The organism is Bacillus cereus group sp. MYBK222-1 (assembly GCF_051916425.1).
Lineage (GTDB): Bacteria > Bacillota > Bacilli > Bacillales > Bacillaceae_G > Bacillus_A > Bacillus_A paranthracis.
In genome coordinates this window covers 357,621-381,593 of the sequence record NZ_JBQAGP010000002.1, presented here as the reverse complement: position 1 = coordinate 381,593, position 23,973 = coordinate 357,621, and the positions used below count along the sequence as shown (strand labels likewise).

Here is a 23,973-nt window from a genome sequence, read left to right as displayed (position 1 = left end):
GGGTTGTAAATTTATGAGTAAACGAGATTATTATGAGGTCCTTGGACTTAGCAAGGGTGCTTCAAAAGATGAAATAAAAAAAGCGTATCGTCGTTTGGCTAAAAAATACCATCCAGACGTAAGTAAAGAAGAAAATGCAATTGAAAAGTTTAAAGAAGTACAAGAAGCATACGAAGTATTAAGCGACGATCAAAAGCGTGCGCAATATGATCAATTTGGTCATGCTGGTGCTAATCAAGGCTTCGGTGGCTTTGGCGGCGGAGGAGACTTCGGTGGTGGCTTCGGTTTTGAAGATATCTTTAGTTCATTCTTTGGCGGCGGTGGCGGCAGACGTCGTGATCCAAATGCTCCGCGCCAAGGTGCTGACTTACAATATCAAGTCACTTTAGATTTTGAAGAAGCTATTTTTGGTAAAGAGTTAAATGTTGAGATTCCAGTAGAAGATCCATGTGATACTTGTAAAGGTAGCGGGGCAAAACCAGGAACTTCAAAAGAAACATGTAAACATTGCTCAGGATCAGGGCAAGTAAGTGTAGAACAAAATACACCATTTGGTCGTATCGTAAACCGTCAAGCTTGCGGTCATTGTTCAGGAACTGGGCAAATCATTAAAGAAAAATGTACGACATGCCACGGTTCTGGTAAAGTTCGTAAACGTAAAAAAATCAATGTTAAAATTCCAGCAGGTATCGATAATGGTCAACAAATCCGCGTATCTGGAAAAGGTGAAGCGGGCGTAAATGGCGGCCCAGCAGGAGATTTATATGTTGTTGTTCATGTAAGAAATCATGAATTCTTTGAGCGCGAAGGAGATCACATTATTTGCGAAATGCCATTAACATTTGCGCAAATGGCACTTGGTGATGAAGTAGAAGTTCCTACTGTTCATGGTAAAGTGAAGCTGAAAATTCCAGCAGGAACACAAACAGGAACAGAATTCCGCCTAAAAGGAAAGGGTGCTCCGAACGTACGTGGATACGGTCAAGGAGATCAATATGTAGTCGTGCGTGTTGTTGTACCGACGAAATTAACTTCACAGCAAAAAGATTTATTGCGTGAATTTGCAGGACAAGAAGAGCAGGATGATAGTTTATTCGGAAAGCTTAAACGTGCTTTCAAAGGGGAATAATGGAAATAAAAAATGGAGTTGGTAAATTGTGAAATGGTCAGAAATTAGTATTCATACAACAGAAGAAGCAGTAGAAGCTGTCTCTCATATTTTACATGAAGCTGGTGCTAGTGGAGTTGCGATTGAGGACCCAGCGGAGTTGACGAAAGAGCGCGAGCAACAATATGGTGAAATTTATGCATTGAACCCAGATGAGTATCCGGCAGAAGGTGTGTTAATAAAAGCATATTTCCCGCAAACGGATTCTTTACATGAAACAATTGCAGGTGTAAAATCATCTATTGATGTGCTTCCATCTTACGACATCGAAATTGGTACTGGAAATATTACCGTTAACGAAGTCAATGAAGAAGATTGGGCTACTGCTTGGAAAAAATATTACCATCCAGTACAAATTTCTGATACATTCACAATTGTACCGACTTGGGAAGAATATACACCATCTTCTCCGGAAGAAAAAATTATTGAATTAGATCCAGGTATGGCGTTTGGGACAGGAACTCATCCAACAACAACGATGTGTATCCGTGCTTTAGAAAAAACAGTACAGCCAGGTAACACAATCATTGATGTAGGAACAGGTTCTGGTGTGCTGAGTATTGCAGCAGCAAAACTAGGTGCGTCTTCTGTTCAAGCATATGATTTAGATCCGGTTGCGGTTGAAAGTGCAGAAATGAATGTACGTTTAAATAAAACAGATGATATCGTGACTGTTGGACAAAATAGTCTTTTAGAGGGTATTGAAGGTCCTGTTGATTTAATCGTAGCTAACTTATTAGCAGAAATTATTCTTTTATTCCCTGAAGATGCAGCAAGAGTTGTGAAGTCAGGCGGATTATTTATTACATCGGGCATTATTGCTGCAAAGGAAAAAGTAATTTCTGAAGCGCTAGAAAAAGCTGGATTTACAATTGAAGAAGTGTTGCGAATGGAAGATTGGGTAGCAATTATTGCACGAAATGCGTAATATAGATTTTAGTCTATAATGAAAAGGGGAGTCTCTCACTATAAGGTGAGGGACTTGCCGTTTGTTATATGAAAAATGATAACGTTTCGTTCTTTTCGTAAGTATTGGCTTACGAAAGGAACGAAACTCTACTAAGGTGATTATATGCAACGTTATTTTGTAGAAGAGAAATATGTAAATGAGACAAGTATTCGCATTGTAGGTGATGACGTACATCATATAGCAAGAGTGATGCGTATGTCAGCTGGTGATCACATTTATTGCTGTGTAAACGGAAAAACAGCCGTATGTTCAATTGATGAAATTACCAGTGAATTTATTCATACGGCTATTGTAGAATGGGTAGAGACGTCAAGTGAACTTCCTGTTTTCGTGACGATTGCAAGTGGACTGCCGAAAGGAGACAAGCTAGAGTTAATTTTTCAAAAAGGAACTGAGCTTGGGGCAGCTGCATTCTTACCATTTCAAGCATCTCGCTCTATCGTAAAATGGGATGCGAAAAAAGCTGATAAAAAAGTTGAGCGTTTAAGAAAAATTGTGAAAGAAGCTGCGGAACAATCACATAGAAGTGAAATTCCAGAAGTACACACCCCAGCATCGTTTAAACAATTGCTGTCAATGAGTGGTGAGTATGATGTTTGCCTTGTTGCTTACGAAGAGGAAGCGAAACAAGGCGAGAAATCTAATTTTGCGAAAGCTTTAACGATGATGAAACCAGGTCAAAAGCTATTGATTGTATTTGGCCCAGAAGGCGGTTTAGCTGAGGAAGAGATTACAGCGCTTCGTGAACATAAATTTGTACCATGTAGTTTAGGACCAAGAATTTTAAGAACAGAAACGGCGCCGTTATACGCGTTAAGTGCTGCTTCGTATCATTTTGAATTGATGGGGTGATGATCAATGTCAACTGTTGCGTTCCATACGTTAGGTTGTAAAGTAAACCACTATGAAACAGAAGCCATTTGGCAATTGTTTAAACAAGGTGGATATGAAAGAACTGAATATGAAAAGAAAGCTGATGTATATGTTATCAATACATGTACAGTAACAAATACGGGAGATAAGAAAAGTCGTCAAGTTATTAGACGTGCTGTTCGTCAAAACCCAGATGCGGTTATTTGCGTAACGGGATGTTATGCACAAACATCTCCAGCGGAAATTATGGCGATTCCAGGTGTAGATATTGTAGTTGGTACACAAGATCGTGAAAAGATGTTAGGATACATCGAAGAATTCCGTAAAGAGCGTCAGCCAATTAATGCTGTCCGCAACATTATGAAAACACGTGTATACGAAGAACTGGATGTACCTTACTTCACGGATCGTACACGTGCATCTTTAAAAATACAAGAAGGTTGTAATAACTTCTGTACATTCTGTATTATTCCTTGGGCGCGTGGTTTAATGCGTTCTCGCGATGGGAAAGAAGTTATTAAACAAGCGCAGCAATTAGTAGATGCAGGCTATAAGGAAATCGTATTAACAGGTATTCATACAGGTGGATACGGTGAAGATATTAAAGATTATAACTTAGCTGGATTACTTCGTGATATGGAAGCGGAAGTAGACGGATTAAAACGTCTTCGTATTTCTTCTATTGAAGCGAGTCAGATTTCAGATGAAGTAATTGAAGTGTTAGATAAGTCTGAAGTAGTTGTACGTCATTTACACATTCCGTTGCAATCTGGATCTAATACTGTATTAAAGCGTATGCGTCGTAAATATACGATGGAATTTTTCCAGGAGCGCTTAGATCGTTTGAAAGAAGCGTTACCAGGTCTTGCGATTACATCAGACGTAATCGTTGGTTTCCCAGGTGAAACAGAAGAAGAATTCATGGAAACATACAATTTCATTAAAGAGAATCGCTTCTCTGAGTTGCACGTATTCCCGTACTCAAAACGTACAGGAACACCTGCAGCGCGTATGGAAGATCAAGTTCCTGAAGATGTGAAGAATGATCGTGTTCACCGTTTAATTGAACTATCTAATCAATTAGCGAAAGAGTATGCATCACAGTTTGAAGGAGAAGTACTTGAAATTATTCCAGAAGAACAATTTAAAGAGGGCGACCGTGAAGGCCTATATGTAGGTTATACAGATAACTACTTGAAAATTGTATTTGAAGGATCAGAAGAATTAATCGGTAAATTAGTGAAAGTAAAAATCACAAAAGCTGGTTATCCATATAACGAAGCGCAATTTGTTCGTGTCCTTGAAGATGATGTGAAAAAGGAATCAGCAAGCGCATAAAGTGAAACTTTAATGAGCGTGGGATTCATTCCCCGCTCATTATTAGCCCGCACCAATCGGGATAAAAAAGCATGCAAACGGAAACGATTTGCATGCTTTCTTTTTTAGTGGAGAAGTTAAGTACTGAAAATGTACGAAATGAGTAGTTTTTCCGTACGTTTCTGCATGAAAAAAGGTATAATGACAAAAATATAGTTGCCTTCAGGGGAAAAGATAACAGCTATCTGCATAGTTTTTGAAAAAGGAAGAGCATCTATTCTTCTTTTATTCTGTCAAATAGTTGACCTGAAGTGATAAAATGTATTATAATCGTAAAAGACATGCTGAAGAAGTGTTTCTTTTTGCATGCTGGAGTTAGTATGTAAGTGTGATGTTTCGGAGGGAGGGAAAGAGAATGTCAAAAACAGTCGTTCGTAAAAACGAGTCTTTGGAGGATGCACTTCGCCGTTTTAAAAGATCGGTTTCTAAAACTGGTACACTTGCTGAAGCAAGAAAGCGCGAGTTTTATGAAAAACCAAGTGTAAAACGTAAGAAGAAATCTGAAGCGGCAAGAAAGCGTAAATTCTAAGAGAGGGTGTAAGTTATGAGTCTTCTCGGTCGTTTAAACGATGATATGAAACAAGCGATGAAGAATAAACAAAAAGAAAAATTAACCGTCATTCGTATGGTTAAGGCTGCTTTACAAAATGAAGGTATTAAACTACAGCATACTCTTACTGAAGAAGAGGAACTAACAGTTTTAGCTCGTGAAGTAAAACAGCATAAGGACTCCCTCCTTGAATTTAAAAAAGCTGGTCGTGAAGACCTTGTTAATAAACTGCAAAGTGAAATTCAGATTTTAAGCGCATATTTGCCGGAGCAATTAACGGAAGAAGAGCTAGTTGATATAATCAAGCAAGTTATTTCTGAAGTTGGTGCGACGTCTAAAGCAGATATGGGTAAGGTGATGACTGCTGTTATGCCGAAAGTAAAAGGTAAAACAGATGGATCGCTTGTGAATAAGCTGGTTATCCAGCTATTAGCATAAAAAAACGTCTCATTTCGTATGAGACGTTTTTTTATGCTTTTTTCAGTTTGGACGTGATATTACAAGCTCTTTTTTCATACATATGGGATGAGAGGGGGTCTTTTGGGATGAAAAAATTAGAACAAATGAAGAATTGGTTAACGAAGCAAATAGACCTACCAGTGGATGTGCTAATGGATCTACCTCGGATCACGCTTGTTGGGCAAGTGCATATCTATATAGAAAATCATCGAGGTTTATTAGTGTTTTCAGATAAAGAAGTAAGATTGTTGTTAAAACATGGTCAGTTATTGATTAAGGGGCAGTCCTTTGTTATTAAAACAATCCTTCCGGAAGAACTTTTGCTTGAAGGGATAATTGAGCAAGTGACGTTTTTAGAAGACGAACAGAAAGAGAAGTAAGGGAAACTTCCGTATGTGAAGTTTTTCTTCTTTATTCTAATGATTTGTCCCTACTATTTAAGTTTATCCCGCTTTAATGGGCAGTAAGCCCCCGCCTCAAAATTCAGCGAAAGCAAAGAAGTTAGGTGGGGGTCGGGCTATCCATTAAAGTCCAATTGGTGAGGGCTGATTAAAGTCTCACTTTATCCCGCTATTTATGGAAAATAAAACTCTTTATTTCATTTTCGTACGAGCTATTTTGCTAATTAAAGTGAAAAGTAGTGTGTCTACTTTTGGAAAGGTAGTGAAGGTAGTAGATGAAAAATAAATGGTTTATAAAGTGGCTTGGATATGTGAAGGTACGAATTGAAGGTAGAGGAGCGGAGCGGTTTGTTAACGAATGTGTGCGTAGAAAATTATTAGTTTGGGACGTTAAGAAAATCGCCGATGAAACGTTAGTCTTTTGTATGCTATTACGAGATGTGAAAAAAATAAAGCCGATTTATAGAAAAAATGAGTGTAAACTATATTTTATTGGGCGTTACGGTTTTCCATTTTGGAATAAGCGCTTAATTAAAAATAGTGGATTCTTAATTGGTTTTTTAATTTTCTTCTTTGGTATGATTGCATTATCGAATATGGTTTGGAAAATTGAAATTACAGGAGCGAAACCTGAAACAGAATATATATTGATGAAAGAATTGGACAAAATGGGTATTAAAAAAGGAAAATTACAATTCCAAATGCCTAGTGTAGAAGATGTACAACGTCATTTGACGGACAATATTAATGCGATTACTTGGGCAGGACTAGAAGTAAGGGGAACGACGTACCATTTTAAAATTGTTGAAAAAAATGAGCCGAAAAAAGAAAAAGAACAAAGGCCGCAAAATTTAGTGGCAAAAAAAGAAGCGATTGTTACAAAAACATTTGTTGAAGTTGGAAAACCAGTCGTTTTAAAAAATGATCATGTAGAAAAAGGGCAGCTTCTCGTATCAGGGATATACGGTAATGAGGAGAGTCCAACCATTGTTTCGGCGAAAGGTATTGTATATGGAGAAACGTGGTACACCTCTGAGGTGAATGTACCACTCAAGACGCAATTTCAAGTATATACTGGTAATACGTATAATGAGCATTACCTTACATTTGGGAGTACAAAAATAAAAATATGGGGATTTCAGCATGATAAGTATAAACGTTCTCGTACGGAAAGTGTAAAACATGATGTGAAATTATTTGGTTTTACACTGCCGATTGCATATGAAAAAGATGTAGTGCGAGAAGAGGAAGAGGCGAACCGAGAATATACAGAAAAACAGGCAATGAAAGTAGCGAAAGAAATGGCCGAAAAAGAACTAAAGAAAAAATTGGATGAACATGCTATGATTGTAAGTGATAAGATTTTGAGTAAAGAGGTTGAGGCGGATCAACTAAAAGTCACTTTGCATTATACTGTGATTGAAAATATTGCAGAGCCACAACCAATATCCGAATCCGATATTCAAGGAGACTGAGTAATGGCAGAACAATTAGTAGAAATGAACCAACAATTGGAAAATACTAACGAAGCAATCGCTCTTTTTGGAGTCAATGATGCTCATTTGAAAGTAATTGAACGGGAACTGAATGTATCAATCGTAACTAGAGGTGAAACTGTTCATGCATCTGGAGCAGTTGAAACTGTGACACTCGTAGAAAAAATCTTACAACAACTACTTGTTGTTATTCGAAAAGGTGTGTCAATTACAGAAAGAGATGTTGCGTATGCAATTCAGCTCGCACAACAAGGGAAAATTGCTCAATTTGAAGAGTTATATGAAGAAGAAATCTTTAAAACGGCAAAAGGTAAATCCATTCGTGTAAAAACGATGGGACAAAGAAGATATATTCATGCAATGAAGAAAAATGATATTGTATTTGGAATAGGACCTGCCGGGACTGGGAAAACATACTTAGCTGTAGTAATGGCTGTAAGAGCTTTAAAGCAAGGGTATGTAAAGAAAATCATTTTAACGAGACCGGCTGTAGAAGCTGGAGAAAGTTTAGGATTTTTACCAGGTGATTTGAAAGAGAAGGTAGATCCGTACTTACGTCCATTGTATGATGCTCTGCACGATATTCTTGGACAAGAATATACGCAGCGTATGATGGAGAGAGGTGTAATTGAAATCGCGCCTCTTGCTTATATGAGAGGACGTACGCTCGATGATTCATTTGTTATTTTAGATGAAGCGCAAAATACAACGGGTGCACAAATAAAAATGTTTTTAACTAGATTAGGTTTTAGTTCTAAAATGGTTATTACGGGGGACCCTTCACAAGTAGACTTACCAAAGGGGGTAAAATCAGGGCTTACGCTAGCCGCTAACATTTTATCTGGTGTATCAGGTCTTTCATTCATTACGTTAGAACAAACGGACGTTGTAAGGCATCCACTGGTACAACGTATTATTGAGGCATATGATAAAATGGAATGATCCTATTTGTCAGGATCATTTCTTTTTGTATTAAGGTTGGCGAACGGCATATTTTTTACTATCATAAAAGATAAGAGAAATAAACTATAGGTACTGGTGTATAAAAATGTTACCTAAAAGTATCGTTGGCTAGAAGAAATGAAAGCTATAAATAGTTTCACTTTATTTCTAGAGAGGAGAAGGTATTGAAATCATGTTAAGATCTCAAGAAATTTCTAAGTGGTTTCGTAATTTACAACATTCGAAAAAACTAAGTTGGATTTCTTACGTTTTATTAGGAGCAGTGCTGTTTTTCGCACTTATGAATAATGTGAAACCAGAGCAATTAGATGTTGATATGTATTCTATTGCGAAAAAAACAATTCATTCTCCTATTAAAATTGAAGATAAGGTTATAACGGAAAGAAAAAAACAAGAGGCCGCTCAAAAAGTCGGGGATCAATATACATATAGAAGTGAATATAAACAAAATAGAGTAGATATTGTAAATGATGTTTTTGCTAAGGTGAATGAAGTAATTCAGGAGATGAAAGCTGCTGGACCTGAAGAGCAAAAAAAGATGACCGATGCGAATAAATTAGAAAAGTTGAAGAAGAAGTTGCCATCTAATTTAACGAAGGAATTATCGGATGAGAATTTATTATACTTTATTAATGCAGAACCGGATCAATTAGAATTAGCAAAGAATGCGGCTTTAACGTCTGTTAGCGTTATCATGGGTGGAAATATTAAAATGTCCGAAGAAATGGCAGCGAAAGAGCGATTTGTTAATGAAATGAAAAGCCTGAATGTGAATAGCGGATTGAAAGAAGCTGTGAATGCGCTAGGATCATATGCGATTACAGCAAATTATTTCTATGACCCGGCTGTAACGAAAGAGAAGAAGAAAGCAGAAGAAGATTTAGTTCCACCTGTTTATATTCTTCAAGGACAAGTTATTGTTAGAGAAGGTGAAACAATTTCAAGTGATATGTATAATCAGTTGAAATTAGTCGGTTTATTAGAAAAAGGTAATAGTTTTCAGCCTTATGTTGGATTAGCGGTGCTCATTGGTGTGTTACTATACTTTATGCATAAACAGTTTGAAGTATTTTTACAGCGGAAAAGAGAAGACAAACCGTACATTTTAGCGTATATTACAATTTTGTCTATCACGATTGTTTTAATGAAAATTATTAGTTTGTTTCAAAAGCTTGAATATGCAGGAATTGCGTATGTTGTCCCAGTTGCGATGGGAACGATACTTGTAAAACTAATGATTGGCGATCGATTTGTATTTTTAACAAGTATGATTTTTTCTGTGTGCGGAAGTATTATGTTTAATGAAGGAGTAACAAGTACACTAAATTATAGTGTAGGCATTTATGTGTTATTAAGTTCATTATCAGTGAGCATTTTCTTAAGAGAAAAAAATCGTCGTACGATGATTTTACAAGCTGGTATACTCGTTTCAATCTTAAATGTAGTCGTCTTGGCGGCGTTATTATTATTACGTAATGGGAATTTTTCGCCTCTTGAAATTGGTACCCAATTATTAATGGCTTCCCTTTCAGGAATTATCTCATCCGTTTTGGCTATGGGGATATTACCATATTTAGAAAGTGGACTTGGAATTGTATCAAGTATGAAGCTTATGGAATTATCAAGTCCGAATCATCCGCTGTTGCGTAGAATTTTATTAGAAGCGCCAGGGACATATCACCATAGTGTAATGGTAGCGAATCTTTCTGAGGCGGCTTGTGAAGCAGTTGGAGCAAATGGTGTATTAGCGCGTGTAGGGGCTTACTATCATGATGTAGGAAAAACAGTACAACCACAATTCTTTATTGAAAACCAGATGGGAATTGAAAATCCGCATGATAAATTAGATCCTGTGACGAGTAAAGATATTATCATTGGTCATGTAACCGATGGAGTAAAGATGCTCGAAGAATACCATATTCCGCAAGAAATTATCGATATTGCTGGACAACACCATGGTACAACGCTCCTGAAATATTTTTATTATAAGGCGATTAAAGAAGATAAAGAAAAATATACAGAAGAGATGTTCCGTTATCCGGGATCAAAAGCAACTTCTAAAGAATCGGCAATCGTTGGTATTGCGGATAGTGTTGAGGCAGCGGTACGTTCTATGAATCACCCAACGCCAGATCAAATTAATAATTTAGTACAAAGTATTATTAAAGATCGCCTGCAGGATGGGCAATTTAGTGAATGTGATTTGACATTTAAGGAACTACAAATCGTTGGAAAAACGTTATGTGAAACGTTAAATGGTATTTTCCATTCGCGTATTACATATCCGGAACCACCGGAAGATAAGGAGAAAGAATGAGTTTATTAATTGATTTCATTGATGAAACAGAAGAAGTGAAAGAAGAGTATGTGAATTTAATTCGTGAGATATTAGGAAAAGCAGCTCAAATGGAAAAAATAGAGGATGGTGCAGAGTTATCAGTAACATTTGTAGATAACGAACGCATTCGCGAGATTAATCGTGATTACCGAGATAAGGATCAGCCTACTGATGTCATTTCTTTTGCTATGGAAGAAATGGGAGAAGGAGAAATGGAAATTGTAGGTGTAGAGATGCCGCGTATGTTAGGTGATCTTATTATTTCTATTCCGAGAGCGAAAGAACAAGCTGAAGAGTATGGACATTCTTTTGATCGTGAACTTGGCTTTTTAGCGTTACATGGCTTTTTACATTTACTTGGTTATGACCACATGACAGAAGAGGATGAAAAAGAAATGTTCGGAAGACAAAAAGAAATTTTAGAAGCATTTGGATTAGGACGATGAAAAAAGGAAAACTTATAGATAGTTTTGGGTATGCTATAGTCGGTATATTCTTTTGTCTTCGTCATGAACGAAATATGAAAATTCATTATTTAGCCGCAGTTGTTGTTATATGCTGCGGCTTTTATTTCCATATTACAAAAGTAGAATGGATGGTATTACTTATTGTAATAGGAATTGTAATGAGTTTAGAGATGGTAAATACGGCTGTGGAAAAAACAGTAGATTTAGCGACTACCGATATACATCCGTTTGCGAAAGTCGCAAAGGATGTCGCGGCGGGAGCGGTTTTATTGTTTGCGATAATAGCCGTTATAATTGGTGCTATTATCTTTTTACCGTATGTGGTATAGTTGCATTCCAAAGCTTTTCTTAAGCTTTGAAGGTGCCGTAAAGGCCTTTAATAAGAGAGTGTATCTATTCACAGCTGTGAACAGGAAGGATGCGGGAATATGAATGGTCAACAATTAATTCAAGAAGCAATCGAAGCGCGTAAACAAGCGTACGTACCATATTCTAAATTTCAAGTAGGTGCAGCATTATTAACGCAGGATGGAAAAGTATATCGTGGATGTAATGTTGAGAATGCTTCATATGGCTTATGTAACTGTGCAGAAAGAACAGCTTTATTTAAGGCGGTTTCTGAAGGAGATAAAGAGTTTGTAGCTATCGCAATTGTGGCGGATACGAAGCGTCCAGTACCTCCTTGTGGAGCATGTCGACAAGTTATGGTAGAATTATGTAAACAGGATACGAAAGTATACCTATCAAATTTACATGGTGACGTTCAAGAGACAACAGTCGGGGAATTGTTACCAGGAGCATTTTTAGCGGAGGATTTACATGAATAGAAAAGGTTATAAATCAGGTTTTGTCTCTATTATTGGCAGACCGAATGTTGGGAAATCTACATTTTTAAATCGTATTATTGGTCAAAAAATTGCTATTATGAGTGACAAGCCACAAACAACTCGTAATAAAATTCAAGGTGTATATACAGAAAATGATTCACAAGTAATTTTTATTGATACACCAGGAATACATAAACCGAAACATAAACTAGGCGACTTCATGGTGAAGATGGCGCAAACGACATTAAAAGAAGTTGATATCGTTCTATTTATGGTGAATGCTGTTGAAGGCTTTGGTCGTGGTGAAGAATTCATCATCGAGAAGTTAAAAGAAACGAAACAACCAGTATTTTTAGTTATTAATAAAATTGACCAAGTTCACCCAGAACAATTATTAGAGCTAATTGATCAATATCGCAAATTACATGACTTTGCAGAAATCGTACCAATTTCTGCATTAGACGGTAATAACGTAGAGGCCCTAATTGGTACAATTAAAAAGTATTTACCGGAAGGACCACAATACTACCCAGATAATCAAGTAACGGATCATCCGGAGAGATTTATTATTGCAGAGCTTATTCGTGAGAAAGTACTACATTTAACACGTGAAGAAGTGCCGCATTCTGTAGCTGTTGTTATCGATGCAATTCAAAAACGTGAGGGCGGGGCAGTTTATATTAATGCAACGATTGTTGTGGAACGTCCGTCGCAAAAAGGGATTATTATCGGAAAACAAGGGAAGATGTTAAAAGAAGTCGGTAAGCGAGCTCGTTTTGATATTGAAGCATTACTTGGTTCTAAAGTATTTTTAGAAGTATGGGTAAAAGTGCAAAAAGATTGGCGTAATAAAATGTCTCAGCTTCGTGACCTTGGTTTCCGCGAAGACGAGTATTAAAATAGAGTAAAGCTGTAATCAGCGGATGTTTTGTTCATCCGCTGATTATTGGTTTTTACGAGTTTTGATAAATTAGGAAAAATTTTTCTCACATGAAAATGGACAAAATGGGTCAATTTAATAACAACAAAGGAAATTGGTTTATAGGCTACGCTTATTGAGAAAGGTGGATTCTTATGCTAGATTTTACCTGGAAGTTTTTCTCCAAAACAGGAAGCATTGAGACGTATTTGCTTTTGAAAGAAATGGAAAAAGACGTAAACGATGAGATGGATCAACATGAAGAGGAGCTAGCGCATCTAGACTCTCCAATTTCTTGACCCGTTTTGTTCAAACCTTGGATGGTGACGAACATGTTTCAAAAAGTTGAGGGCATCGTTATCCGTACGACAGATTACGGAGAAACGAACAAGATTGTTACAATATTCTCAAGAGAATTGGGTAAGGTAAGTGCAATGGCAAGAGGAGCGAAAAAACCGAAAAGCCGGTTAGCATCTGTTTCGCAACTTATGACACATGGTCATTTTCTTATTCAAATGGGATCTGGACTTGGAACTTTGCAACAAGGCGAGATTATTTCAACTATGAAAGAAATTCGCGAGGATATATTTTTAACTGCTTATGCATCATTTATTGTTGAGTTAACTGATAAAGCAACAGAAGATAAAAAACATAATCCATATTTATTTGAAATGTTATATCAAACGTTGCATTATATGTGTGAGGGTGTTGATCCAGAAGTATTATCATTAATTTATCAAACGAAAATGCTTCCGGTATTAGGGATGCGCCCGTACTTTGATACATGTGCGATTTGTCATCAAGAAACAGATTTTGTCGCCTTCTCTGTTAGGGAGGGCGGTTTTCTGTGCTCACGTCATGCTGAGCAAGATCAGTATCGTATACCAGTGGGGGAAGCCGTTCATAAATTATTACGTCTTTTCTACCACTTCGATTTACATAGACTTGGCAATGTATCAGTGAAGGATAGCACAAAAAAACAAATGCGTTTAGTATTGAATACATATTATGATGAATATTGCGGGATTTATTTGAAATCAAGACGTTTCTTAGAACAACTTGATAAGTTTCAAATATAATTTGGGGCCGTATACGGTCCTTTTTACATCCTTTCTTTTTCGAATAGCATATTTAGTATATAATATTTAAGAGATAGTATAACTTTTTTCGTTGTGCATTAAAGGTGGTGATTATCATAGAGCTGAATAAACGGCAAGAACATATCATTCAGATTGTAAAAGATCACGGTCCTATTACAGGGGAGTCAATTGCTGCGCAATTGGGATTAACACGTGCAACGCTAAGACCAGACTTAGCAATTTTAACGATGGCTGGTTATTTAGAAGCACGTCCACGCGTAGGTTATTTTTATACGGGTAAAACTGGGGGGCAGTTATTATCTGAAGCTGTTAAGAAAATTAAAGTACAAGATTATCAATCTAGACCGGTTGTAATTGATAAAAATGTATCGGTATACGATGCGATTTGTACTATGTTTTTAGAGGATGTAGGTACATTATTCGTTGTAGATCAATCGACTCTATTAGTAGGCGTTGTATCTCGTAAAGATTTATTACGAGCTAGCTTAGGGAAGCAGGATTTAACCTCACTTCCGGTTAATATTATCATGACAAGGATGCCAAACATTGCGATGTGTCGTAGAGAAGATTCTTTATATGATATTGCGATGGAATTAATAGAAAGACAGATTGATGCGATGCCAGTTGTAAAAGATACGAAACAAGGTTTAGAAGTGGTTGGACGAATTACAAAAACAAATATTACACGTGCGTTTGTAAACTTAGTAAATAACGAATAAGTGTAATTTGTTTAAAGTGAGGTAATGTAATGGATAATAAAATCGTATATGTCGTATCTGACTCTGTAGGAGAAACGGCTGATTTGGTTGTTCGAGCAGCAATGGGGCAATTCCCATTTGCTCCTGATATTAGACGTGTGCCGTATGTAGAAGATACAGGGACATTAAAAGAAGTGATTTCGATTGCTAAGAGCAATCAAGCACTTATTTGTTTTACGTTAGTAAAGCCTGACATGCGCCAATATTTAGTGACAGAGGCTGCAAAAGAAGGTGTAGAGGCATATGATATTATTGGTCCTCTAATCGATCAAATTGAAGAAATTACCGGGCAAGTGCCTAGATATGAGCCTGGTGTTGTTCGTAGGTTAGATGAAGAATACTTTAAAAAGATTGAAGCGATTGAGTTTGCTGTGAAGTATGATGATGGTAGAGATGCACGTGGTATTTTAAAAGCAGATATCGTGTTAATTGGGATTTCGCGCACATCAAAAACACCACTTTCTCAATATTTAGCTCATAACAAACGTTTGAAAGTTGCCAACGTACCACTAGTACCAGAAGTAGATCCGCCTGAAGAATTATATCAAGTGGCTAAAGAAAAATGCTTCGGTTTGAAAATTACGCCAGAGAAGTTAAATCATATTCGAAAAGAGCGATTGAAATCACTTGGACTAAGTGATGGAGCAACATATGCCAATATTAATCGTATTAAAGAAGAGATTGATCACTTTGAGAATGTAGTTAGTAAAATAAATTGTCAAGTAATTGATGTATCGAACAAAGCGATTGAAGAAACAGCTAACATTATTGTGAATGCAGTGCAAAACCAAAAAATGTTTTAGCACATTTACCAAAGGTGAATGTGCTTTTTTCGCTCGTGAGAAACACAGTGCCTGCTGATTTCGTAATAGATGATAGCGAAGTGGTTATGCTTATATTTTTCGGTCTTTTTATTATGCTAAAGGTAGGGTTTCGCTATCCTGAAATAGAAGATGAAAAAATAAAGGGATATGTAGCGTAGTTGAAGAAAATATATTATAATAAAAAATTGTGATAAAAACCTATATTTTACGTTTAGACTTTAATTTTTCAGAATAAACTAGGGATAGGATTTAAGAAATGACATGTAATTACGTTAAATCGACAAAATCTATACAAGAAAACGCACATTATGGAAGGATTCGCAGAAGGGATGTAGAATACAGAAATATGCAAAACATCAATACGGTATGAGTTGATGCAGATGCATATACTGTGAAGGCTGACAATTGTGCGAGCTGGAACGAAATTTCATGTCAAAATTTTGTTTGTCACATCGTATGCTCATCGTTTAAGGAAGCAGCGAGGGAATTTGGATCTATGTAGATGCTGAATAAGCAAAAGTTGATTTCTTTATATGTATCAACATGCAAAAAACAGATCTCGTGATCACATAGGATATGATGCTTGCTAGTCTTCTTATGAAAAAGTGCATATGTATTGTCTCCATGAGGTACATTTGTAATAGATGAGCAAATGGATACAATTTTATATAGTAGGTACGTATCTGCGAAGTTACGCAGAAAAGGGTCTGCAAAATCGCTTGATAACGTGATCGACAACATTTTCTAATAAGTTTAGAAAAAATATTGTCGAATTATAAAGGAATTTTTTAATTTATATCGAATACAAAATACGACACGGAGATGGAGTTATGGGGAACAGAATTCCTGAAGAAGTTGTTGAACAAATTCGGACATCATCCGATATTGTCGAAGTGATTGGTGAATACGTTCAACTTAGAAAACAGGGACGTAACTATTTCGGCCTTTGTCCGTTTCATGGTGAGAATTCTCCTTCATTCTCTGTTTCATCTGACAAGCAAATTTTTCATTGCTTCGGATGTGGAGAAGGTGGAAATGTATTTTCCTTTCTAATGAAAATGGAAGGACTGGCTTTTACCGAAGCTGTTCAAAAGCTAGGTGAAAGAAATGGAATTGCGGTTGCAGAGTATACATCAGGGCAAGGACAACAAGAAGACATATCTGATGACACTGTCATCATGCAACAGGCTCATGAACTTTTGAAAAAGTATTATCATCATTTATTAGTAAATACAGAAGAAGGAAATGAAGCACTTTCGTATTTGTTAAAACGTGGTATTACAAAAGAGATGATTGAGAAGTTTGAAATTGGTTATGCGTCACCTGCTTGGGATGCAGCAACGAAAATCTTACAAAAAAGAGGTTTATCGCTATCAAGTATGGAACAAGCTGGTCTTCTCATAAGAAGCGAGAAGGATGGTAGTCATTATGATCGCTTCCGTGGAAGAGTTATGTTTCCAATCTATACGTTACAAGGTAAAGTGATAGCGTTTAGTGGAAGGGCATTAGGAGATGACACTCCGAAATATTTAAATAGCCCAGAAACACCAATTTTTCACAAAAGTAAATTGTTGTATAACTTCCACCAAGCGAGGCCGTTTATTAGAAAACGTGGGCAAGTGGTCCTTTTTGAAGGGTATGCTGACGTACTAGCTGCGGTAAAAAGTGGTGTGGAAGAAGCTGTTGCGACAATGGGAACAGCTTTAACTGAAGAACAAGCAAAACTTCTGCGACGTAACGTTGAAACTGTTGTTCTTTGCTATGATGGTGATAAAGCAGGGCGAGAAGCGACGATGAAAGCAGGGCAATTATTGTTGCAAGTTGGTTGCCAAGTGAAAGTTACATCCTTGCCAGATAAGCTTGATCCTGATGAATATGTGCAACAATATGGGACAACTGCTTTTGAAAATCTTGTGAAATCAAGTATAAGTTTTGTTGGTTTTAAAATAAATTATTTGCGTTTAGGGAAAAATTTGCAAGATGAGTCGGGCAAAGAAGAGTATGTGAAAAGTGTTTTAAAAGAGTTATCGTTGTTACAGGATGCGATGCAGGCAGAATCATATTTGAAGTCATTATCGCAAGAATTTTCGTATTCAATGGAAACACTTTTGAATCAATTGCACCAATATCGCAAAGAACAAAAGGTACAGCAAAAACAAGTAAAGCAGGTTTCTAAGCCGTCTCAAATTGTTCAAACAAAACCGAAGTTAACAGGTTTTGAAAGGGCAGAAAGAGAAATTATTTACCATATGTTGCAAAGTCCAGAAGTGGCCGTTCGTATGGAATCCCACATAGAAGATTTTCATACAGAAGAACATAAAGGGATTTTATATGAACTATACGCATATTATGAAAAGGGAAATGAACCTTCAGTCGGAACATTTTTAAGTTGGCTCTCTGATGAAAAGTTGAAAAATATTATTACTGATATTTCGACGGATGAATTTATTAATCCAGAATACACAGAAGAAGTGTTACAAGGCCATTTGGAGACGCTTAGACGTCATCAAGAAAAACTTGAAAAGATGGAAATCATCTTCAAGATAAAACAAATGGAAAAAACAGATCCTGTAGAGGCTGCTAAATATTATGTAGCATATTTACAAAATCAAAAAGCGAGAAAATAGCTTTTTTGATAAATTTTTAGTATAATGAATGTTTGTATCTCGCGTAAGGAGGGGAACAGATGGCTGACAAACCAGCTCGTTCTAAACAAATTGAAACTGAAATGACCCTTGAGCAAGTGAAAGAACAACTCACTGAGCTCGGAAAAAAACGTGGCGTTCTTACATATGAAGAGATTGCAGAACGCATGAATGGATTTGAAATTGAATCCGATCAAATGGATGAATACTATGAATATTTAGGTGAACAAGGGATTGACTTAGTTGGCGACAATGACAACGACGAAGGCCCTAATAATCGCCAAATAGCAAAATCGGAAGAAGAATTCGACCTCAATGATTTAAGTGTACCACCAGGGGTTAAAATCAACGATCCTGTTCGTATGTATTTAAAAGAAATTGGTCGTGTAGATTTACTATCTGCAGAAGAAGAAATTCGACTTGCAACGCGTATTGAAGAAGGCGATGAAGAAGCGAAACGTCGTCTTGCAGAAGCAAACTTACGTCTTGTAGTAAGTATTGCAAAGCGCTACGTGGGCCGTGGTATGCTTTTCTTAGACTTAATCCAAGAAGGGAATATGGGTCTAATTAAAGCGGTTGAAAAGTTCGATTATCGTAAAGGTTTCAAATTTAGTACGTATGCAACTTGGTGGATTCGCCAAGCAATTACACGTGCGATTGCAGACCAAGCAAGAACAATTCGTATCCCAGTTCATATGGTTGAAACGATTAATAAGTTAATTCGTGTACAACGTCAATTATTACAAGATTTAGGACGTGAACCATCTCCTGAAGAGATTGGTGAAGAAATGGATCTTGCTCCAGAAAAAGTACGTGAAATCTTGAAAATTGCACAGGAGCCAGTTTCTCTTGAAACACCGATTGGTGAAGAAGATGACTCCCATTTAGGTGATTTCATTGAAGACCAAGAAGCAACATCGCCTGCGGACCATGCAGCGTATGAATTGCTAAAAGAACAATTAGAAGATGTGTTAGATACACTAACAGATCGTGAAGAAAATGTTCTACGTCTTCGTTTTGGTTTAGATGATGGACGAACTCGTACGCTTGAAGAAGTTGGGAAAGTATTCGGCGTAACGAGAGAGCGTATCCGTCAAATTGAAGCAAAAGCACTTCGTAAATTGAGACATCCAAGCCGTAGTAAGCGTCTTAAGGATTTCTTAGAATAGGCTACCTTTAAGTTTACTTCACTTTTGTGAAGTAAACTTTTTTATTTTGTTAATTTTTGTTAAACTTTAGCTGTCAGCAACGATTACAATTTCTTGTAATTTATTTTACAGAATTGTCTTTTGATTTGCAAATGCTCATTTTTCGATTTTTCGATTAATTTTGTTTATTCTATACAAAAATATATGTAGAAAAGTGAAAAATATGATGAGAAACGTTAATAATTATCGAAATAATAAGCGATATAACAATAAAAAACAATAAACTGAATTTATGGAATATTTTTAACGATTAGTAGTTTACTCTTTTCTGATAGAGCGTTTTCAAGTACAATGGAAATGACTGAATCATCTAACTATTTAGGGGTATAGAGGGGGGAGAAGAGATATGAAACGTAATCCGCTGATTCCGTTCGCTCTTATTGCAGCATTGGGTATTATCGTTATGTTTGTATTTTCATTTCAGGGGCTAAATAAATCTAAAGAGTTAGCTGATGCAAAAAATGGCGGGAAGCCAGCACAAACAGCATCCAAGCCAGAGGATATTGTGAAGCAAAGCTGTACGAGCTGCCACGGTGATCAGTTACAAGGGGCGGTAGGACCTAATTTACAAAAAATTGGTGGGAAACTTTCAAAGGATGAAATTAAAGAAATTCTTTCGAAAGGAAAAGGAAATATGCCACCGAATATAGTTCCAGCTGATCAAGCCGCTAAAGTAGCTGATTGGTTATCGAAGAAAAAATAAAGTTCCGTATGACAAGCCTTTTGCTTAAGCAAAAGGCTTGTTTTTCTATATTTTCTAAAATACGATGAATGATAGAGAAGTGAATTGTTGTTATAGGCTTGCAACAACTACTATAAATTCATTATCATGGAGACAGACTGACAAGAGAAGGAGTAATGGAAATACATGAATGAAGTAAAGCTTTCAAAACGATTAGAAGAAGTTGTGCGTGAAATACCAGTAGGATCTACAGTTGCCGATATTGGATCGGATCATGCGTATTTACCGTGTTATACAATTATAAATAATATTGCTACTAAAGCAGTTGCTGGAGAGGTTGTAGATGGACCATTTCGCTCTGCGCAGGCAACTGTAGCTGAAAGTGGCTTACAAGATAAAGTAGATGTGCGTAAAGGGAATGGATTAGCTGTTATCGCGCCAGGAGAAGTAGATGTAATTACGGTTGCCGGAATGGGCGGAGCGTTAATTCGTGATATTTTAGAAAGTGGTAAAGAAAAATTAGAAGGTGTAACACGTTTAATCTTACAGCCGAATATTGCAGCGCATCACATTCGTGAATGGTTTATTGCGAATGGATGGGAGCTTATCCATGAAAAAATCGTAAAAGAAGATGGGAAAATTTACGAGATTTTAGTAGGGGAGCGAGGAAATATCACGGTTCCTTACTCTGAAAATAAACAGGCTGAATTATTTATGGGACCATTTTTAATGAAAGAAAAAAGTGAAGCTTTCGTTGAAAAGTGGGAAGGAGAATTAAAAAACTTCCAAAATATTTTAAAGCAGTTAGAACGTGCGGCTGATTCTGAAGAAACAAAAGCGAAGCGTGCGGAAGTAGAAGCGAAAATGAAAATGATAGGGGAGGTTTTATCATGAGTAAAATTCCAAATGGCCATGAAATTATTTCGTTATTTGAAAGTATGTATCCGAAGCATTTGGCGATGGAAGGAGATAAGATTGGCTTGCAGATTGGAGCGCTTAATAAACCCGTGCAGCACGTATTAATTGCGTTAGATGTAACGGAAGAAGTTGTGGATGAAGCAATTCAATTAGGAGCGAATGTCATTATTGCGCATCATCCTTTAATTTTTAACCCGCTAAAAGCGATTCATACAGATAAGGCATATGGGAAAATTATTGAAAAGTGTATTAAAAATGATATTGCAATCTATGCCGCACATACAAATGTGGATGTTGCTAAGGGCGGGGTAAATGATTTACTTGCTGAGGCGTTAGGATTGCAAAATACAGAAGTTTTGGCACCGACATATGCAGAAGAAATGAAAAAAATTGTTGTGTTTGTGCCTGAAACTCATGCAGAAGAAGTACGAAAAGCATTAGGAGACGCAGGTGCTGGTCATATCGGCAATTATAGTCACTGTACGTTTAATAGCGAGGGTACAGGTACGTTTGTACCTCAAGAGGGGACAAATCCTTATATCGGGGAAACTGGACAGTTAGAGCGCGTAGAAGAAGTGCGGATCGAAACGATTATTCCAGCTTCATTACAACGAAAAGTGATTAAAGCAATGGTAACAGCACATCCATATGAAGAAGTAGCCTATGATGTGTATCCACTTGATAACAAAGGTGAAACGTTAGGGCTTGGAAAAATAGGGTATTTACAAGAAGAAATGACACTTGGACAGTTTGCGGAACATGTAAAGCAATCGTTAGATGTAAAGGGTGCGCGAGTTGTTGGGAAATTAGATGATAAAGTGCGCAAAGTAGCTGTACTTGGTGGCGATGGTAACAAATACATCAATCAAGCTAAATTTAAAGGTGCGGATGTATATGTAACAGGTGACATGTATTATCATGTTGCCCATGATGCGATGATGCTCGGTTTAAATATCGTCGACCCAGGACATAACGTTGAAAAGGTAATGAAGCAAGGTGTACAAAAGCAATTACAAGAAAAAGCAGATGCAAAGAAACTGAATGTACATATTCATGCTTCGCAGTTACATACAGATCCATTTACATTTGTATAAGAAAAATAAAAAACCGTTGCTCATATAGGCAACGGTTTTTATTATTGTTCTTTTTTCACTTTTACACGAGGTAATATTTTTTGTAACGGTACTTTTCGAACTCTTTCCCATGTAGCAGGATTCATTGGGTCATATTGCTCTAAGAAAGCGATAACCTCTTTTGTAATTGGTGTTGGAGTAGAAGCGCCTGCTGTAACAGCTACGTTCTCGACACCTTGTAGCCATTCTAATTTGATTTCACTTACGTCCGCAACGCGGTATGCTTTCGTACCAGCGATTTCTTGCGATACTTGTGCTAAACGGTTTGAGTTATTACTTTTCGGGTCACCAACAACAATTGTTAAGTCTGCAACATCAGCTTGTTTGGCAACCGCTTCTTGGCGAACTTGAGTTGCTAAACAAATTTCCTTATGGAACTCTGCTGTTGGGAATTTCTTCTGAATGTCCTCCATTAAATGTTGAACATCCCATTGACTCATCGTTGTTTGATTTGTAACTAAAATTTTATCCGTTGGAATTTCTAATGTTTTTAAATCATCGGCTCTTTCGATAAGATGAACGATGTCAGGTGCGATACCAACTGCGCCTTCTGGTTCTGGATGATTTTTTTTGCCAATATAAATGACATGGTAACCTTCAGCTTTCTTTGCTTCAATAAGGTCATGTGTTTTTGTAACATCTGGGCAAGTGGCATCGATTGTTGTTAAACCTTTTTCTTTTGCACGTTGTTTAACTTCTGGAGAAACACCGTGTGCAGTGAAAATAACAGTACCAGAATCGATTTTATCTAAAATGTCTAATCGACTTGGACCATCTAGTGTGATGATGCCATCTTCTTCGAACGCATCTGTTACATGTTTGTTGTGAACAATCATACCTAAAATGTAAATAGGTCTTGGTAATGATGTATCTAATGCGGCGTTACGTGCAATAACCATCGCGTCCACAACACCGTAGCAATAACCACGAGGGGAAATTTTAACAATTTTCATACGAGTAATCCTCTCCTTCTAAACAAGGGATACTTTTGTGCATAGTCTTTTACATTATAAAGGAGGAGTGGATAGAAAACAAAGGATTGTTACACATATAGTTTTGGTTTTGTTGCTATTTTTTGAACAGGCTCCTCTCGTACTTCTTTTTCTATGACTGGCTCAATCACCATTTTTTTTCTTTTTCTTTTTTTGGATGGAGGATGTGGAGTTGCTACCTCAACCTTTTCTGTTACGTCTTCAGTTTGATCTTCGGTTGGATTTTCTTCCGTACTTTTTCCAGAGGTTAGAATTTTAACAATGCTTGGTAGGTTACGTATAATGGGACCGTACTGTTCGACGACAGGGCTTACAGATTGAACGACTTGTGATACTTTTTCGATATTATTTATCATATTAGTTGGATTCGAAATTAAATTCGAAAAAAAACTACCGATGCCGCTACTTGATGTGTCTGTAGTTGCTGCACCGCCGCGCGTGTCGTTTGATTCATACATTTGAGGAGGGATCATTTGCTCGGGATGCTGCTGCATGTATGGTTGATATTGCTGTTGATATTGTTGCGGGTATTGGTGTTGGTATTGTTGCTGATATTGCTGTCGATATTGAGGTGGCGGTTGCTGGTGCATCATTGGCGGTCCTTCCATTTGTCGATAAGGCGGAACCATTTGCATGAAAGCTTCGGTTGGATCGTGTTTTTTAAAGAGTTTAGCAAGAAATCCTTTCTTTTTTTGTGCCATCGGTGGTAGTTGTGGAATTGGATATGGTGTATAAGGTTGCTGCCCTGGATTCGGATACATTTGCCTCATGGGGGATTTTGGAAACATGTGAGAAATCCTCCTTTCTTCAGTTAGGTATATACACATACAATATGCAATAAGAGGGAAGAAGGTTAGTTTTTGAAGTAAAAACCTAAACTAAAGATGGATTTTACTTGTAGATTT

26 protein-coding genes are annotated in these 23,973 nt (G+C 37.0%); 24 read left to right on the top strand and 2 right to left on the bottom strand.

The genetic code is table 11. The annotated features are described in order from the left end of the window. The first annotated feature begins 13 nt into the window (after nucleotides 1-13). The 24 genes from dnaJ (at nucleotide 14) to ACTFR9_RS13875 (ending at nucleotide 22,037) form a co-directional block, all read left to right on the top strand. Nucleotides 14-1,129 carry a chaperone protein DnaJ gene (dnaJ, locus tag ACTFR9_RS13990; protein WP_000043935.1) on the top strand — a complete coding sequence of 372 codons (1,116 nt, stop codon included), beginning with the start codon at nucleotides 14-16 and terminating at the stop codon, nucleotides 1,127-1,129. Between the two features lie 28 nt (nucleotides 1,130-1,157). Beyond that, nucleotides 1,158-2,096: a 50S ribosomal protein L11 methyltransferase gene (gene prmA, locus ACTFR9_RS13985; protein WP_000872108.1), complete on the top strand. Its 939-nt coding sequence runs from the start codon at nucleotides 1,158-1,160 to the stop codon at nucleotides 2,094-2,096. Between the two features lie 144 nt (nucleotides 2,097-2,240). Then, a complete protein-coding gene (locus ACTFR9_RS13980; protein ID WP_001190152.1) occupies nucleotides 2,241-2,990 on the top strand; it encodes a 16S rRNA (uracil(1498)-N(3))-methyltransferase in 750 nt (249 codons plus the stop codon). Between the two features lie 6 nt (nucleotides 2,991-2,996). After that, nucleotides 2,997-4,349 (top strand): tRNA (N(6)-L-threonylcarbamoyladenosine(37)-C(2))-methylthiotransferase MtaB, encoded by a 1,353-nt coding sequence (gene mtaB, locus ACTFR9_RS13975; protein WP_000108677.1) that lies wholly within the window; start codon nucleotides 2,997-2,999, stop codon nucleotides 4,347-4,349. Nucleotides 4,350-4,743: 394 nt separating this feature from the next. After that, nucleotides 4,744-4,917 (top strand): 30S ribosomal protein S21, encoded by a 174-nt coding sequence (gene rpsU / locus ACTFR9_RS13970; protein WP_000048061.1) that lies wholly within the window; start codon nucleotides 4,744-4,746, stop codon nucleotides 4,915-4,917. Nucleotides 4,918-4,932: 15 nt separating this feature from the next. After that, the gene (locus tag ACTFR9_RS13965) at nucleotides 4,933-5,376 is read left to right on the top strand and encodes a GatB/YqeY domain-containing protein (RefSeq protein ID WP_000054571.1); all 444 of its coding nucleotides are present in this window, start codon (nucleotides 4,933-4,935) and stop codon (nucleotides 5,374-5,376) included. A gap of 107 nt (nucleotides 5,377-5,483) precedes the next feature. Continuing rightward, nucleotides 5,484-5,777, top strand: coding sequence for a sporulation protein YqfC (yqfC, locus tag ACTFR9_RS13960; RefSeq protein WP_000732266.1), 294 nt, complete (start codon nucleotides 5,484-5,486; stop codon nucleotides 5,775-5,777). A gap of 296 nt (nucleotides 5,778-6,073) precedes the next feature. Further along, nucleotides 6,074-7,273, top strand: coding sequence for a sporulation protein YqfD (gene yqfD, locus ACTFR9_RS13955; RefSeq protein WP_000792485.1), 1,200 nt, complete (start codon nucleotides 6,074-6,076; stop codon nucleotides 7,271-7,273). Between the two features lie 3 nt (nucleotides 7,274-7,276). Further along, nucleotides 7,277-8,236, top strand: coding sequence for a PhoH family protein (locus ACTFR9_RS13950; RefSeq protein ID WP_000840516.1), 960 nt, complete (start codon nucleotides 7,277-7,279; stop codon nucleotides 8,234-8,236). A 193-nt stretch (nucleotides 8,237-8,429) separates the two neighbouring features. Continuing rightward, nucleotides 8,430-10,574 (top strand): HD family phosphohydrolase, encoded by a 2,145-nt coding sequence (locus tag ACTFR9_RS13945; protein WP_000946451.1) that lies wholly within the window; start codon nucleotides 8,430-8,432, stop codon nucleotides 10,572-10,574. Beyond that, nucleotides 10,571-11,041: an rRNA maturation RNase YbeY gene (ybeY, locus tag ACTFR9_RS13940; RefSeq protein ID WP_000054692.1), complete on the top strand. Its 471-nt coding sequence runs from the start codon at nucleotides 10,571-10,573 to the stop codon at nucleotides 11,039-11,041. Before ACTFR9_RS13945 ends, ybeY begins: the two co-directional genes overlap by 4 nt. Further along, entirely contained in the window at nucleotides 11,038-11,391 is a 354-nt protein-coding gene (locus tag ACTFR9_RS13935) for a diacylglycerol kinase family protein (RefSeq protein WP_000715482.1), read from the top strand. The genes ybeY and ACTFR9_RS13935 overlap by 4 nt, the downstream gene beginning before the upstream one ends. Nucleotides 11,392-11,490: 99 nt before the next feature. After that, a complete protein-coding gene (locus ACTFR9_RS13930; RefSeq protein WP_001014347.1) occupies nucleotides 11,491-11,889 on the top strand; it encodes a cytidine deaminase in 399 nt (132 codons plus the stop codon). Further along, nucleotides 11,882-12,787: a GTPase Era gene (gene era / locus ACTFR9_RS13925; protein WP_001080241.1), complete on the top strand. Its 906-nt coding sequence runs from the start codon at nucleotides 11,882-11,884 to the stop codon at nucleotides 12,785-12,787. The genes ACTFR9_RS13930 and era overlap by 8 nt, the downstream gene beginning before the upstream one ends. Before the next feature lie 176 nt (nucleotides 12,788-12,963). Then, nucleotides 12,964-13,107, top strand: a complete 144-nt coding sequence (locus tag ACTFR9_RS13920) for a YqzL family protein (protein WP_000883924.1) — start codon at nucleotides 12,964-12,966, stop codon at nucleotides 13,105-13,107. Nucleotides 13,108-13,140: 33 nt separating this feature from the next. Continuing rightward, complete coding sequence (gene recO, locus ACTFR9_RS13915) at nucleotides 13,141-13,887, top strand: DNA repair protein RecO (protein ID WP_000487010.1); 747 nt, start codon at nucleotides 13,141-13,143, stop codon at nucleotides 13,885-13,887. A gap of 107 nt (nucleotides 13,888-13,994) precedes the next feature. Further along, nucleotides 13,995-14,627 carry a helix-turn-helix transcriptional regulator gene (locus ACTFR9_RS13910; protein ID WP_000583759.1) on the top strand — a complete coding sequence of 211 codons (633 nt, stop codon included), beginning with the start codon at nucleotides 13,995-13,997 and terminating at the stop codon, nucleotides 14,625-14,627. A gap of 29 nt (nucleotides 14,628-14,656) precedes the next feature. Then, entirely contained in the window at nucleotides 14,657-15,469 is an 813-nt protein-coding gene (locus tag ACTFR9_RS13905; protein ID WP_000368943.1) for a pyruvate, water dikinase regulatory protein, read from the top strand. A gap of 47 nt (nucleotides 15,470-15,516) precedes the next feature. Then, nucleotides 15,517-15,648, top strand: coding sequence for a hypothetical protein (locus tag ACTFR9_RS13900; RefSeq protein ID WP_001110543.1), 132 nt, complete (start codon nucleotides 15,517-15,519; stop codon nucleotides 15,646-15,648). Between the two features lie 672 nt (nucleotides 15,649-16,320). Beyond that, entirely contained in the window at nucleotides 16,321-18,117 is a 1,797-nt protein-coding gene (gene dnaG / locus ACTFR9_RS13895) for a DNA primase (protein WP_000528216.1), read from the top strand. Nucleotides 18,118-18,176: 59 nt separating this feature from the next. After that, the gene (rpoD, locus tag ACTFR9_RS13890) at nucleotides 18,177-19,304 is read left to right on the top strand and encodes an RNA polymerase sigma factor RpoD (RefSeq protein ID WP_000764060.1); all 1,128 of its coding nucleotides are present in this window, start codon (nucleotides 18,177-18,179) and stop codon (nucleotides 19,302-19,304) included. Between the two features lie 385 nt (nucleotides 19,305-19,689). Then, entirely contained in the window at nucleotides 19,690-20,046 is a 357-nt protein-coding gene (gene cccA, locus ACTFR9_RS13885; RefSeq protein ID WP_000828145.1) for a cytochrome c550, read from the top strand. A 165-nt stretch (nucleotides 20,047-20,211) separates the two neighbouring features. Then, entirely contained in the window at nucleotides 20,212-20,919 is a 708-nt protein-coding gene (locus tag ACTFR9_RS13880) for a tRNA (adenine(22)-N(1))-methyltransferase (protein WP_001006536.1), read from the top strand. Beyond that, nucleotides 20,916-22,037 carry a Nif3-like dinuclear metal center hexameric protein gene (locus ACTFR9_RS13875; RefSeq protein WP_000036211.1) on the top strand — a complete coding sequence of 374 codons (1,122 nt, stop codon included), beginning with the start codon at nucleotides 20,916-20,918 and terminating at the stop codon, nucleotides 22,035-22,037. The genes ACTFR9_RS13880 and ACTFR9_RS13875 overlap by 4 nt, the downstream gene beginning before the upstream one ends. Before the next feature lie 41 nt (nucleotides 22,038-22,078). Here the strand turns inward: ACTFR9_RS13875 and ACTFR9_RS13870 are convergent, their stop codons facing one another. Both ACTFR9_RS13870 and ACTFR9_RS13865 read right to left on the bottom strand, forming a co-directional pair. Then, nucleotides 22,079-23,029, bottom strand: coding sequence for a 4-hydroxy-3-methylbut-2-enyl diphosphate reductase (locus ACTFR9_RS13870; RefSeq protein WP_000706669.1), 951 nt, complete (start codon nucleotides 23,027-23,029; stop codon nucleotides 22,079-22,081). A gap of 89 nt (nucleotides 23,030-23,118) precedes the next feature. Next, entirely contained in the window at nucleotides 23,119-23,856 is a 738-nt protein-coding gene (locus ACTFR9_RS13865) for a YqfQ family protein (protein ID WP_229136240.1), read from the bottom strand. Between the last annotated feature and the right edge of the window lie 117 nt (nucleotides 23,857-23,973).

Coding starts and splice junctions, on each gene's coding strand:
- mtaB (WP_000108677.1), top strand. CDS start 2,997: ATGTCAACTGTTGCGTTCCATACGTTAGGTTGTAAAGTAAACCACTAT.
- ACTFR9_RS13950 (WP_000840516.1), top strand. CDS start 7,277: ATGGCAGAACAATTAGTAGAAATGAACCAACAATTGGAAAATACTAAC.
- rpoD (WP_000764060.1), top strand. CDS start 18,177: ATGGCTGACAAACCAGCTCGTTCTAAACAAATTGAAACTGAAATGACC.
- era (WP_001080241.1), top strand. CDS start 11,882: ATGAATAGAAAAGGTTATAAATCAGGTTTTGTCTCTATTATTGGCAGA.
- ACTFR9_RS13945 (WP_000946451.1), top strand. CDS start 8,430: ATGTTAAGATCTCAAGAAATTTCTAAGTGGTTTCGTAATTTACAACAT.
- ACTFR9_RS13880 (WP_001006536.1), top strand. CDS start 20,212: ATGAATGAAGTAAAGCTTTCAAAACGATTAGAAGAAGTTGTGCGTGAA.
- ACTFR9_RS13905 (WP_000368943.1), top strand. CDS start 14,657: ATGGATAATAAAATCGTATATGTCGTATCTGACTCTGTAGGAGAAACG.
- ACTFR9_RS13865 (WP_229136240.1), bottom strand. CDS start 23,856: ATGTTTCCAAAATCCCCCATGAGGCAAATGTATCCGAATCCAGGGCAG.
- ACTFR9_RS13980 (WP_001190152.1), top strand. CDS start 2,241: ATGCAACGTTATTTTGTAGAAGAGAAATATGTAAATGAGACAAGTATT.
- dnaJ (WP_000043935.1), top strand. CDS start 14: ATGAGTAAACGAGATTATTATGAGGTCCTTGGACTTAGCAAGGGTGCT.
- dnaG (WP_000528216.1), top strand. CDS start 16,321: ATGGGGAACAGAATTCCTGAAGAAGTTGTTGAACAAATTCGGACATCA.
- recO (WP_000487010.1), top strand. CDS start 13,141: ATGTTTCAAAAAGTTGAGGGCATCGTTATCCGTACGACAGATTACGGA.
- ACTFR9_RS13965 (WP_000054571.1), top strand. CDS start 4,933: ATGAGTCTTCTCGGTCGTTTAAACGATGATATGAAACAAGCGATGAAG.
- ACTFR9_RS13920 (WP_000883924.1), top strand. CDS start 12,964: ATGCTAGATTTTACCTGGAAGTTTTTCTCCAAAACAGGAAGCATTGAG.
- ybeY (WP_000054692.1), top strand. CDS start 10,571: ATGAGTTTATTAATTGATTTCATTGATGAAACAGAAGAAGTGAAAGAA.
- cccA (WP_000828145.1), top strand. CDS start 19,690: ATGAAACGTAATCCGCTGATTCCGTTCGCTCTTATTGCAGCATTGGGT.
- rpsU (WP_000048061.1), top strand. CDS start 4,744: ATGTCAAAAACAGTCGTTCGTAAAAACGAGTCTTTGGAGGATGCACTT.
- yqfC (WP_000732266.1), top strand. CDS start 5,484: ATGAAAAAATTAGAACAAATGAAGAATTGGTTAACGAAGCAAATAGAC.
- ACTFR9_RS13935 (WP_000715482.1), top strand. CDS start 11,038: ATGAAAAAAGGAAAACTTATAGATAGTTTTGGGTATGCTATAGTCGGT.
- yqfD (WP_000792485.1), top strand. CDS start 6,074: ATGAAAAATAAATGGTTTATAAAGTGGCTTGGATATGTGAAGGTACGA.
- ACTFR9_RS13870 (WP_000706669.1), bottom strand. CDS start 23,029: ATGAAAATTGTTAAAATTTCCCCTCGTGGTTATTGCTACGGTGTTGTG.
- ACTFR9_RS13930 (WP_001014347.1), top strand. CDS start 11,491: ATGAATGGTCAACAATTAATTCAAGAAGCAATCGAAGCGCGTAAACAA.
- ACTFR9_RS13875 (WP_000036211.1), top strand. CDS start 20,916: ATGAGTAAAATTCCAAATGGCCATGAAATTATTTCGTTATTTGAAAGT.